Genomic DNA, 12,924 nt, shown 5'->3' on the forward strand with positions numbered 1-12,924 from the left:
GAGGTTTTTAGCTCTCAAAAAAACGTCCTACTACTTAATCTCAGACCATTTTGTTGTTTGATTTCGCCCCTGCCTTTTAGATGTATAAAGCGCTTCATCTGCTCTGTCTACAATGCTATCTATGTTCTTATCACTTGAATGCAATTCGGCCACACCCAGACTGATTGTAAGTGGTTGACCCGGACTGAATAGGAATGACTCTGTTTCTTTTCGTATCGACTCAGCCACTTTCACCCCGTTATCTTCCGATGTGTTGGGCAGTAGAATAATGAACTCTTCGCCTCCCCATCTTGCCAAAATATCACTATGCCTTATTCGATTTGATACAAGCTCACTCAATTCTTTGAGGTAGACATCACCGACATTATGCCCAAACTGATCATTAATGGATTTGAAATGGTCAACATCAAACAGGATGATGCTAAAAGTAGAGGTGAGGTTTTTACCCTGTACAAATTCATATTGTAAGTGCTCGGTGAACTTGTTGCGGTTGAATACTTGAGTAAGAAAGTCGGTATTCGAAGCAGTAGTGAGTCTTTGATTATGTCTGTGGCTAGCGAATATGCTCCAAGCGGTCACGGCAGAAACCAACAAGATAAGTAATAAGTATATCAGATAGTTATTGCAAAGCTCTTTCAGCCTCGCGTCTTGCGTACTGGAGATTAAGTACGCAACATGTTCACCCTTGATATTTTTAATGGATAAAAAGCTCAGTATGTATGTATTGTCACCGATAGTAATATCGTGGGAGAAGCTATGTTCGTTTAGGGTTAGTGAGCTTAAAGACTTTTTAAGCGTGTCCGCGTTGTCTAACAAGTCTCTGTATTTTATTTTCGGTAAATGTTGTTCGAATACGGCTTTATCAAAATAGTAGTTATCGGATAAAAAGCTGTTTAGATAATTGTATGCCATGTCGTCGAAGAGCTTAGACTCTACGGTCGATTTGTTGATGATAAAATGGAAATCATCATCGGGGTACAACTCAAACAGTAAGTCTACGATGCTACCCATGGAAAGAGACACTTCTAATGTGCCAACTTGTTTATCGTGATCGACAACTGGGTACACGAATCGGTAACCATTAAATATCCGGCCTTCTTCGAAGCCTTCGACAAAGCGTTCTTCGACATTCGCTAATCTGACGGATTCTCTTATGGAGAATAGGTTATCGCCAAACTTTTCTGGTTTATGAACTCTTAGGAAACTGTCGCCATTTTTGAAGTGAAAATGCAGTTGCCTGAAATTGTACTCCTTTAACAAGGCGTAGTCTTTTTTCAACAACTGGTAGATCCTCTGTCTGTTTTTGTCCCGAACTTCTTCGCCAGAATACACAGCAGCCGCGAATAAAGGGACGATTTCCTTATCTCTCTCGATTTGTTTAAAGACATAGTGAGAAAACTTGCGATATACACCAATACTCGACTGAACTTTGGATTCAAACGTTGTGGAATAGTTGTTAAGGATAGTTGATTTCTGCTCGTGATAGCTGTCGAAGAGCAAAATGAATAAGGAGACCAAAAAGAGGCCAAGTGCAGCATAGCGGGTGGTTAATTTATGGGGTGTTAACCGAGAAAATTTAGGCGTATTTCGTGGCGACAAACGCTAGCCTCTAAAACTTTAAAAAATAGATTATGACAGTAGGGGCATAGTACAAAGATGTTAGTAAATTTAATAGGTTTTTTAGTATATTGTTAGATTGCGATCAGGTTTATGTTTTCCGAAAAGCACATCTTTTTGTGCCCAAACATAGCGCCCACCAGAACCGTGGTTGAGCGCTATCTAATCTCGTTCTTATTAGTCTGTGTATAATGGTCCAATTCATTCAAGTTTGTGCTGCAATGTTAGCGATAGGATGAATCAAAAAGCCCTTTTAGGCGCTTCTGTTATTACGCGTCGAAGGTTAAATGCTACTCCCTCAGTTCAGCACGAACTTCTCTACAATCTAATTCGTTTATGAAATGGTCGCTGAAGACAACTCTTGGGTGTGTTTGCTGCTTTTACGGCGCACTTTGATCTGCGAGAGAATAACACCGGAAATAACAAATAAGCCGCCAACAATATGGTAGAGATGAACTTCTTCGCCTAGTAATGTCGATGCTAACGCCACTGCGACCACAGGCATTAAATTCATGAACATGGCGCTGGAGTCAGCACCGATTAAATCTATTGCTTTCACCCACATTAGTGGAGCGAAAATTGAGGCTGCAATGCCTGCGTAAGCAATCATCGGGAGTGCTTCTTGGCTAGGGAGAAGATGATCACTTGTCAACCACAGTGGTGCCAGCATGATCACTGAGAAAAATCCTTGCATGTAAACCAAAGTCAGGCTGTTAAATGGCATCTTCCAGCGTTTAAGTAGGACGCAGTAAGTAGCGTAAACGAAGGCGGCAAGTAACATTAAACTGTCACCTTGAGTCATGTCCTGATGGAAGAAATAGGTGATGTCTCCGTGTCCAAGCATAAAGGCTAACCCTAACAACGAAATTAAGCCGCCAACGATACTCAATTTAGAAATCGACTTACCTAACAGAGGCACACTCAGAAAGACGCTAATAAGCGGAACCAATGACGTAATCAGTGCCATGTTAGAAGCCGTGGTCGTTAAACCAGCGTAATAACCCAGTGATTGGTTTAAAACCATACCGAGCAGAGCGAGACAAGCCAATTTACTTAGATAAGGGCGAATAACGTGACGCTGCTTAATCACAGCTGGCAGACAAAACGGTGTCAGTATCAGCAATGCGATAAACCAGCGGTAGAAACTCATTGCACTCGGTTCAATCGCACTGGCTGCCATTTTGTTGACGATAGCATTTCCACCCCAAATCATGACGGTAAAAAACGGAAGTAAATAAACCATAAAAATCCTATCGCACAATAATTGATGACGATAGTCTGGCAGGTCTTTATAATGAAAAGTATCTCCTAAAAGACATAGTGAGCGATAGGAAGACAATTTTGAAAAAGAGTTCGCGAAACCTCCACCCTTCATTATCAATTGATAGGGCACCATCCGATGTATTTATGAATTTCGAAGCGTTTTTGTCGAATACAGAGACTCGAATTCACAGCCATCCCTGGGGGCAGGTACAGTTGATCAGTGGTGGCATCTTGGAAATTGATGCAGAAGACACACGCTTTTTAGCACCACCTCATTTGGCTATCTGGGTGCCTGCGGGAATTCGTCATACCAGTTATAACAGAAAACCGATCGAGTATTGCTCGCTAAATATTTCGCCGGAATTGACGGCACATTTCCCGACCAAAACCAGTTTGATTAAGGTTACGCCAGTCATAGCTGCGATTATTGAGGATTTTCGCCAACGAGATATCAATGTCGCGCATAGTGATGAAGACAAACGTCTAGTGCAGGTACTTCTCGATCAACTGGCAAAACAAGAAGTAGAGCACCATTTCTTACCGACTACCGATAACAAGTATCTGGAACCTATCCTTAAAGCGGTAGAAGAATCTCCCACGGATGAAATCAGTTTGGCAGAGTGGGCCGTAAAGGTGCACACCACCGAGAGAACACTAGCGCGTCATTGCCAGAGTGAACTAGGGATGAGTTTTACAGAATGGCGATTACGTGTCCGCTACCTGCATTCTATGGAGCTGCTACGCAAGGGACAAACGGTAAAAGAAGTCGCATTGACCCTAGGTTACAATCAGGCGAGCCCTTTTATTGCAATGTTTAAGAAATACTCCGGCATGACACCGGAGCAATATAAGAATCGTTTGTTATAGCAGGTATACCAATTAATTGAGGGTTGGCCTACCTTCGATCTATCATCGGAAAGCCTTATCCAAAGTTTAGAACGTCTCACCAAGTTTGGAGTCACTATCGTAGAATGATTTATATAACAATTATTTAAGCTTCAAGGTGCTTTTTCTAATCAGTTAGAAACGATTTACCCCAACTGACCACAAATTATGATTTGGTGAAAAATCACCAAAGTTGTGTCAGGCTGATCTGTTCTGGCACGTTCGTGCCCCAAATGCTTTAGTCTAACTGTCACTCGGATTGGTAGATGCTCCCGTTAGTCATACTTTTTGTAATTTGAGTCGCACTTCTCTACTGTTGATGCATACATCTCAAACTGAAGTCATACATACTAATGTCAAATAACCTTGTTTCTTGATTTCACTGTAGTAAGTAAAAGGGACTGTGATGATAAAAATAGATATTAAGTTTTTCGCATTATTAATTTTATTATTAAATACAAGTGCGTGCTCATACAATAAAAATAGCTATATTTATGACAATTTTATTGACGAGATTATAAACGCAGGTAGCACTGAAAAATTAGTAAGTGCTCTTACAGAGAAGTTGAGTGTTGGTGATGACGCTAATTATTCTGAAATATTGAACGAGTACGCTTCAAAGTATGTCTTTAACGATAAATATAAAGCTCGTTTGAGTCAGGGGTATAGAGAAATTTTTACGCCAGATGAAATGAAGGTATATGTATCAGCGCATAATTCAGAAGCTTGCCGCGCAATGTTGAATTTGGAAACTGTAATCCAAGCAAAATTAGTAAATCAAAATGTCGAAGCATTAGACAACACTATTTCTAAAGAGAAAATAGTAGCCTGCTATTCTTTATTAGAACACTCAACGACGGTAAAACAAAGAGAAGAAATTAAAGCCTTATTATCAATCACAGACGAGTTTGTAAGAAGTACCCATCCTCAACTTGTCGAAATGATTAAGAAGTATAAGCTCATTAAAGGTATTGTAAATCGTACAAAAAAAGAGATGGAATTCCCGGTTGCTGTAGATGAATTTCAAATTTATTTAGATGTTATAGCTGGCCATAATTACCTAGAAAATGTCTATGTTTATAAAGACACATTTTCAGAAAACGAAATACTAGATATTGATAAAAATGATTTAAGGGCTCGCGCTTGCGAAACCTCTGACGTACTGAAAATGGGGATTAATGAGCATTACACATGGCTGGATATAAACCACCAACATCTTATGACGTATGTTATTACAGAAGAAGATTGCTAAAGTGACACGGTATGAGTAGGCTACGCTATAAAGTGTATTTTCCATACTTCAGGTAGTGGATGGCAGTGACAATTGCTAACTCACTTTTGTCCAGAACCTTCACAGTGGGCACTTTCTAACGCAAAAGTGCCCCAAAGTTAGCTAAGTTAATGGCACTTTGTTCAATGTGCCTTCGCGCTTTCCCTATTTAAAGTAATCTGATAACTACTCTTTGGGTTTCAGAAGTTCACGCTTTTCGATTAAAAAATCCATTAACACGCGGATTTTTTTAGGCATGTTCTCTCGTGAAGGTATGTATAAATAAAACCCTGGAAACTCTTTACACCAAGGTGCTAGAACTCGAGCTAGCCTTCCTTCACTTATGTGCTTTTCTACCCACAAATCAATATGCTTCACTAAACCCACACCCTGTATTGCGGCCTGTAACATACTATAGTCATCATTAAAAATAGCATTGCCTTTAGGCTCGAAAACGACGGTGTGTTTTTCAACATCAGGAGAGGTTAGCGACCAATGGTCGATTGTTCCGCTCGAGGTAAAACGATAAGCAAGGCAATTGTGATCTTCTAAATCATCAGGAGTCTGAGGTAGTCCATTTCGCTCAAAGTATTCAGGAGAGCCCACTATTGCCGTTGTTAACGGTGGGGTAATAGGAACCGCGACCATATGTTCATCCAAGCTTATTCCTAAGCGAATGCCCGCATCAACGCCTTCTGCAACGATGTTAGAGAATCCATCATTCATGATTAACTCTAAGCGTATTTTGGGATAGAGGGTGAGGAACTCGCCAAGGTGAGGTTCAATAAGCAGCCGAGCTGCGGTTCTCGAAACGCTTATACGAATTAATCCTGAAGGTTCTAGATGGGATTCGTTCAGTTCACTCACAACTTGTTCAATGCTAGTCAAAGACGGTTGCAAAATATCAAGCAGACGCTGGCCTTCTTCCGTTAACGACATGCTTCTGGTTGTTCGATTAATTAATCGAACTTGTAGCTGTTGTTCTAACGCTTTTAGGTGCTGTGATAAGGCGGCACGGGTTATCCCCATTTCTGAGGCCGCTTTAGTGAAACTGCGATGGCGAGCAATATGTGCAAACCATGTCAGTGATGAAAGTAAAGAAGGTTCAATTCGCATTTGTTAAGTATAACTAAACAGTCATGTAGATAAAACGATATTTATCCGAAACAGTCTGTTGGCTAATATTACATCGAAGCTTAGGTCATCAGCCTGAAATGAACAGTTAACCTCTAACGGAGAATGTCGCTATGTCTAAAGTCACTTTCAAAAATCTAAATGGTCAAGGTATTGAGATTTCTGCGGTTATCAACTTCCCTAAAGATTTTGATGCAAGTAAAAAATATGCAGCTGTTGTTGTTTCACACCCTGGTGGCGGCGTGAAAGAGCAAACAGCAGGTTTATACGCGAGTAAACTTGCGGAAAACGGCTTAATTGCTATTGCTTTTGACCGTTCATACCAAGGAGAAAGCACGGGTCAACCTCGTCAAATGGAAAACCCATACATTAGTACTGAAGATGTGAGTGCTGTAGTCGACTATCTAACAACATTGGACTATGTCGATAACGACAAAATTGGTGCGATGGGTATTTGTGCCGGTGCGGGTTACAGCGCAAACGCGGCGATTAATGACCGTCGTATTAAAGCTTTAGGCATGGTTAGCGCAGTTAATATCGGTCAAATGTTCCGTAATGGTTGGGATAATTCGGTTAACGATGCTGATGCCCTTGGTTACTTAGAGTTTGGGTCGAATGCACGTACAACTGACGCTAATGGCTCTGAATACGCAATCATTCCTCTAGCTCCGATGCGTGAAGAAGATGCACCAAACGCAGAACTGCGAGAAGCATGGGAATATTACCACACACCACGTTGTGAACATCCAAATGCTCCGGGTTTTGCTCTAACCCGTAACTTAAACCAGATCATTACTTACGATGCGTACCACAAAGCGGAAGCATTTTTGACTCAACCAATCCTTGCTGTCGTTGGTAGTGACGCAGGCAGCAAGTGGATGAGTGATGACCTGATGGATCGAGCTGCGAGTTCAGATAAAACCTTGTATGTCATTGATGGTGCAAACCATATGTCGCTTTATGATGTTGCCGAATACGTCGATGACGCAGTATCCCAACTCGCTTCTTTCTTCCAACGCACTCTTTAATATTCCCCGATGAAAGGCTCGATTTCTTTGAGCCTTTCTACTCTCAAGGTATTGATTATGAACATGCAAAAAATCACTTTCAGAAATGCTGATATGGCTTGGGATATGTCTGCATTAGTTTTATTCCCAGAAGGCTTTAATGAATCAAAACGCTACCCAACAATGATAAGCGTTCACCCTTTTGGTAGTTGTAAAGAACAAACATCCAGCGCTGTCTATGGTAAGGCTCTTGCTGAGTTAGGTTACGTCGTGATCGCATTTGATGCGAGCTTTCAGGGAGAATCGGGGGGATTGCCTCGTTACGTAGAAGATCCAAGTCAACGTGTTGAAGATATCAGTCGCGTTATCGACTATGCAGTGACTTTACCTTATGTCGATGAGAATAGAATTGGTGGACTCGGTATCTGCGGCGGCGGTGGTTACATCATCAATTCAGCCCTAACCGAAAAGCGCTTGAAAGCTGTCGTAGGTATTACGCCTGTCAACTTAGGCCGCTTGTTCCGTGAAGGTTTTAGTATGTACGACCCTATCGCTAACCTTGAAGCTATGGCTACACAGCGAACAGCCGAAGCGCGTGGCTCAGAATTGCAAATCAATGAACTTCTTCCTCCAAGTGTTGAATTTGCAAAAGAAAATGGATTAACAGAACGAGACGTGTCCGAAGCTACCGAATACTATAAAACGCCACGTGGACAAACCGAAGGTGGAGCAACACGTATGTTGTTTTCACATGCACAAAAAACTCTGAGTTGGGATGCTTTTGCATTCGCAGAAACGTTATTGACTCAGCCTGTTATGGCCGTAGTCGGCCAAAAAGTAGGGGCGTTTGGTGCTTATCGTGATGGACAGGAAATTTATGGTCGCTCTGTTCAATCAAAAGACCGACAACTGGTTAATTTGGAAAACTGGTCTCACTATGAACTGTATGACCATCCCGAAGCAGTATGTATGGCAATGGACAAGGTTTCTGCATTCCTTGGAACACACCTAAAGTAATCCAACAAGTTAGAAGCGTTTTGTATGGTTACAAAGCGCTTCTTTTTTAATTCCGTAAGATTTAGTTTGAAGTGGGTTGGTCAGTAAATATGACACGATGGATAATTATAATTGCAGTACTCGCTATTGTAGCGGTCTTCACCGTTGCTTTTGTGGTGACTCGAGTAGAAAACTCGCAGTTTTCAAAGAACAAGTTATTAACGCAAGTTGGCTCTCTTCCCGTAGCGACTGAATCAAAAGTTGCTGTAGTTGTGTTCTCTCGCTCTGGGAGCACTGGTGTGCTAGCAAACCATATAGCAGATAAAAGGAGTGGACACCTCTACGAGATTACAGCGGAAGACTATGCACTAGGCATTCCTGGGTGGATAAGTGCGCTAAAGGATGCTCGCAGCAATATTGCTGATATCAGTCCTGAAACGATTGACCTATCAACTTATAAAACGGTTTATTTAGGCTCGCCTATCTGGTTATACAGCCCAGCGCCACCAATATGGCAGTTTGCTAAAAATAGCGATTTCACAGGTAAAAATGTTGTCCTATTCAATACCTTTAACAGCAAGTTTGAAGACAGTTTCACCAGAGATTTTGAATTATTAGTTCGTTCCAAAGGTGCGGTTAGCTTTAAACATCAATATGTTAATCGTGGACGTATGGGTGATCAAATTTCAACTCAGCAAATGCTAAACAACTTTGATAAATTGGAGTGAGGTTACTAGCGTCAAGACAGTCAAATAGCATAAAAATGATTTAGCATGATAGACATGCAAAGCTGTAAGAATGTTTCTCATATTCAAACTGCTAAGGCGTTGCCGGTTTTTAGTCAATGACACCTTATGGCTTCAGCTAAAGAAATACATAAATTATCTAAATAACTTCATGTCTTGTCAGTCGTCAGAGCATTCTCCTGTGAACAACACTTACGTGATGCACTTTAATCCCACGACTGATAGCGAGTTTAACTACGTGTTCATTCCAAGTGTTTAAACTGCAACGCCACCAGTCGCTGATAGAGCTCACAGCTTTGCATCAATGATTGGTGGTTACCAATATCAACCAGTGCGCCATTGTCTAAAACCGCTATCTTATCTGCATGTTGGATGGTCGATAAACGATGAGCAATGATCAGTGTGGTACGGCCTTTCATTAGCGCCTCAAGCGCTTGCTGAACATGATGTTCACTTTCGCTATCGAGGGCGCTGGTGGCCTCATCAAGCAGTAGGATTTTGGGATCTTTAAGAATGGCACGCGCAATCGCAATTCGCTGTTTTTGCCCTCCTGATAGCCTTACGCCGCGCTCGCCTAAAAAGCTGCGATAGCCTTCCGGCAGCTTTTCAATAAACTCATGTGCATGGGCTTTTTTCGCCGCTTCGATAACTTGTTCGTCCGTTGCCTCTGGGTTGCCGTAGCGAATATTGTGGAATACGTCGTGGCTAAATAAAGCGGGTTGCTGAGGAACGAGTGCCATTTGCTGACGAAGCTCTTTCGGGTCAAACTGGCGAATGTCCACGCCTCCAAACAGAACCTGACCTTGTTGTGGGTCGTAAAAACGTTGTAGTAGTTCGAAGAGTGTCGTTTTACCAGCACCTGACGGACCAACCAACGCCAATACTTTACCTTGCTCAGCGGTGAGATTTAATTCCTTAATGGCCGGTTGGTCGGGACGAGAAGGATAGTTGAAATTAACTGAGCTAAATGCCACCTCTGCTGAGATGGTTGTGCTTATTGGTAAAGCACGGTCTGGCGCACTAATATCGCTTTCAACTTGGAGAATCTCAATCAACCTTTCAGTGGCACCAGCAGCCCTCTGTAGCTCGCCAAGCACTTCAGAAATGGTTGCTGTGGAGGACGCGACCATAATGGCATAAAACACAAATGCTGCTAGGTCACCGGCGGACATTTTACCGTGGATGACATCGCTGCCACCTACCCAAAGCATGCCGGCAATCGCGCTAAACACGATCACAATGACACCAGATATTAAAATCGCGCGTTGCTTTACTCGCTGTCTACCGACCTCAAATGCTTTTTCTACCTCCACGGCAAAGGCGGCTTTCTCATGTTGTTCAGAGCTAAAGCTTTGTACCGTTTTAATATGCTCTATCGCTTCACCTGCATAGCTGCCCACATCTGCCATGGAGTCTTGGCTTTGGCGGGATAATGCACGCACTCGTCGACCATAGACCAAAATAGGCACCAAAACGAATGGCACAGAAGCCAGTACAATCAGCGTGAGTTTAAAGTTGGTCGCAAACAACATAATGATCGCGCCAATACACATTAACGCACTGCGCATGGCCATCGAAAATGAGGAGCCGATAATGCTCTGCAGCAAAGTAGTGTCAGTGGTGAGGCGCGACATAATATCGCCACTGCTGTTGGTCTCAAAATAACTAGGGTGCAGTGAAATAACATGGTTAAACACCGCGAGGCGAATATCAGCGCTAACGCGTTCACCTACTGATGAAACAAGATAGAAACGAAAGAAAGTACCGATAGCAATACACAGAGTGACACCGACAATAAATTGAATCGCACTCGTTAGTTCTTGCAATGACTGCTGAGCAAATCCTTGGTCGATCAGCATGCGCACTCCGTAGCCCACCGATAGCGTCAGGCTTGCGGTCGCGACTAGTGCGATCAAGGCTGCAGTAACTCGCCACTTATAAGGAGAAACAAAGGTGTTTAGCTTAAGAAGAATGCTGAGATTTTTGTTATTTTTACTGCTCATGAGTGGTCCACAAACCTTTAATAGTATTTGGAATAGTAAGTCACTTAGTCTGGTGAAACCAGTAGCGTTTACCTTTGAGGAACGATGAACGGTATTTACTATAACAATGAAAAGATAAACTGGTTATACAAAAAGTGGGTGGTAAATGTGTATAAGAGCTTTTTTCTTCTTGAAAGAGCCTGAGCTACTTTCACCGCTAAAACGACCATTTTTCCGAACGGACTAATCTGATGAGATTGTACAGACAGCGCTAATTTCTGGCTTTTCAAAACAGTTGAAACTAATACTTAAGTTAACCTTATGTTCTTTGCCAAATGATGTTTACTCTAATAGCTGAGTAGAATTAATAAGCATCTGCTGTAGGTAAATGTACTTAGATAAATGTTCAACTCTATAAAACGAGAAAGCGGATGTTACTAAGACAATTCATGTCCTTAAAACTGTTATTAAGTTCATCCATTCTATTCCTATTAACAAGCTGTGCGATTATCCCTGAAGACTTAGTTATGTCGAGCCCAGGAATGCATCTCACAAAGGCTGAAGCTACAAATCAACTGGCAATGGATGAATTAGCACTGCAATCGTTAATCATGTCGATGGCCGATGATTACATCGCTTCTGTTTCTGAAGTTGCCTTCCTGCACTTACGACCAAAAACTGAAAATAGTCACGAACGAGTGTTAGTTCAGTCCTTTATGCGTAACAGTTTAGGGGCTGCAACAGAAATAGCTGCAGGACGAAGCCCCGATATCGCATTACTCGATCTCCTTGTGTTATCAACATTACAACGCTCAACTTTCGAGAATTATTGGATACCCAAAATATGGGGAGCCGAAAGAGCTCAGGATGCTTTAAATCAATTAAAGAAAACAGAAGATCGCCTTTGGCAGCGCTCCTCTCGGCTGTTGACACCTTCGCAGCAACAGGTACTTCGTGACTTGATAGATGTTTGGCTCGAAGAAAATCCGGATAGGCTAGTCGTTGAGCTAACCCGATTTGACTCCTTCACAGATGCTCGTTGGATACCTCAGCATCGGCACCGACAAGAAGCCAAAGGTTTACTCGAAGAGATCGATTCTGCTGTGAGCACCGTTGATAGAGCATTGCTGTTTGGCGAACGTGCAATGTGGTATTCCAGTCGCTTGACTTATATTGCAGGCGAGCAGGTAGAACTATCGGCTTACCGTATACTTGCTTCTCCCGAGATTCAGGAGATGCTAGCTCGATACGATGAAGCGAAAGAGAGGTTTGAAGAACTCCAATCGACATTGGCTTCGTATCCGACCTCACTCGCTGAACTAGAAAAAAAGCTTGTTGAAGACATCCAGAAAGAGCGTGAGCTCGCGCTCAACCAACTTTTTGAATACATTGCCTATGAACGGGAACAGATCTTTGAGTCAGTTTCAAACAGTAGCAATAAAGCAGAACAGATGCTGCCTGCGACACTAGAGTTAGTAAAGGCATCTTCGGACCTGGCTGACAAAACCAACCAAGCGAGTATCAATATTGACCGTTTATTAGCGCGCTTTGATGAGAGTTCAACTGATTTAGCAGGAGGACCTCCAGTCAACCCACTGGAGCTAATTCAGGCGTCCAGCGATCTTGCCAATCAGTTACAGCAGCTAATCTCGCATCTACAACGCGATATCAATGAATTGGAAAGGCTATCTACCAACGTGCTGGACCATATCTTCTGGCGTATTGCCATTCTGATCCTGCTTGTTTTCATTGGCTTAGTCATCCTGCGGTTTATTCCAAGAAGGCTGAAATAAAATACACTGAATAGCCTCCGCGTCAGTAGACACTAGATAGCTTCTCTTGGAGCGTTCCCCCTTGGCTTTCTGTTTAAAAATTACTCACGAAAGATCAGCACGCCCTTATAAGATGTTAAATCTTTGTGCAATAAGTGAGATTTTTGTTGTTCTTTTACTAATGTCTAATATTCCTACCGATAGCAATACATGCTTAATAAGCTCAGTTCAAAAATTGGCTCCAAACCTCTT

The 12,924-nt window shown here is 42.3% G+C and carries 10 protein-coding genes; 6 read left to right on the plus strand and 4 right to left on the minus strand.

The window, feature by feature from the left end:
• Positions 1-30: 30 nt before the first annotated feature.
• The gene (locus VER99_RS20055) at positions 31-1,518 is read right to left on the minus strand and encodes a sensor domain-containing diguanylate cyclase (RefSeq protein ID WP_020335389.1); all 1,488 of its coding nucleotides are present in this window, start codon (positions 1,516-1,518) and stop codon (positions 31-33) included.
• 433 nt (positions 1,519-1,951) lie between these two features.
• Positions 1,952-2,860 (minus strand): DMT family transporter, encoded by a 909-nt coding sequence (locus VER99_RS20060; protein WP_020335388.1) that lies wholly within the window; start codon positions 2,858-2,860, stop codon positions 1,952-1,954.
• Positions 2,861-2,958: 98 nt separating this feature from the next.
• Here VER99_RS20060 and VER99_RS20065 point away from each other — a divergent pair, with 98 nt between their 5' ends.
• Positions 2,959-3,747 carry an AraC family transcriptional regulator gene (locus VER99_RS20065; protein ID WP_014234841.1) on the plus strand — a complete coding sequence of 263 codons (789 nt, stop codon included), beginning with the start codon at positions 2,959-2,961 and terminating at the stop codon, positions 3,745-3,747.
• Between the two features lie 424 nt (positions 3,748-4,171).
• Positions 4,172-5,017, plus strand: a complete 846-nt coding sequence (locus VER99_RS20070; RefSeq protein WP_020335386.1) for a hypothetical protein — start codon at positions 4,172-4,174, stop codon at positions 5,015-5,017.
• Between the two features lie 204 nt (positions 5,018-5,221).
• On the opposite strand, the gene VER99_RS20075 is transcribed toward VER99_RS20070, so the two are convergent.
• On the minus strand, positions 5,222-6,151 hold the full coding sequence (locus VER99_RS20075; protein WP_020335385.1) for a LysR family transcriptional regulator: 930 nt from the start codon (positions 6,149-6,151) through the stop codon (positions 5,222-5,224).
• A gap of 131 nt (positions 6,152-6,282) precedes the next feature.
• On the opposite strand from VER99_RS20075, the gene VER99_RS20080 reads away from it, so the two are divergent.
• The 3 genes from VER99_RS20080 (at position 6,283) to VER99_RS20090 (ending at position 8,900) form a co-directional block, all read left to right on the plus strand.
• Complete coding sequence (locus VER99_RS20080) at positions 6,283-7,197, plus strand: alpha/beta hydrolase (protein ID WP_020335384.1); 915 nt, start codon at positions 6,283-6,285, stop codon at positions 7,195-7,197.
• Positions 7,198-7,254: 57 nt separating this feature from the next.
• Positions 7,255-8,193, plus strand: coding sequence for an alpha/beta hydrolase (locus tag VER99_RS20085; RefSeq protein WP_020335383.1), 939 nt, complete (start codon positions 7,255-7,257; stop codon positions 8,191-8,193).
• Between the two features lie 89 nt (positions 8,194-8,282).
• The gene (locus VER99_RS20090) at positions 8,283-8,900 is read left to right on the plus strand and encodes a flavodoxin family protein (protein ID WP_020335382.1); all 618 of its coding nucleotides are present in this window, start codon (positions 8,283-8,285) and stop codon (positions 8,898-8,900) included.
• 260 nt (positions 8,901-9,160) lie between these two features.
• On the opposite strand, the gene VER99_RS20095 is transcribed toward VER99_RS20090, so the two are convergent.
• Positions 9,161-10,921, minus strand: coding sequence for an ABC transporter ATP-binding protein/permease (locus tag VER99_RS20095; RefSeq protein ID WP_020335381.1), 1,761 nt, complete (start codon positions 10,919-10,921; stop codon positions 9,161-9,163).
• 428 nt (positions 10,922-11,349) lie between these two features.
• On the opposite strand from VER99_RS20095, the gene VER99_RS20100 reads away from it, so the two are divergent.
• Positions 11,350-12,693, plus strand: a complete 1,344-nt coding sequence (locus VER99_RS20100; RefSeq protein ID WP_236614668.1) for a hypothetical protein — start codon at positions 11,350-11,352, stop codon at positions 12,691-12,693.
• Positions 12,694-12,924 lie beyond the last annotated feature (231 nt).

The organism is Vibrio natriegens NBRC 15636 = ATCC 14048 = DSM 759 (genome assembly GCF_035621455.1).
Taxonomy (GTDB): domain Bacteria; phylum Pseudomonadota; class Gammaproteobacteria; order Enterobacterales; family Vibrionaceae; genus Vibrio; species Vibrio natriegens.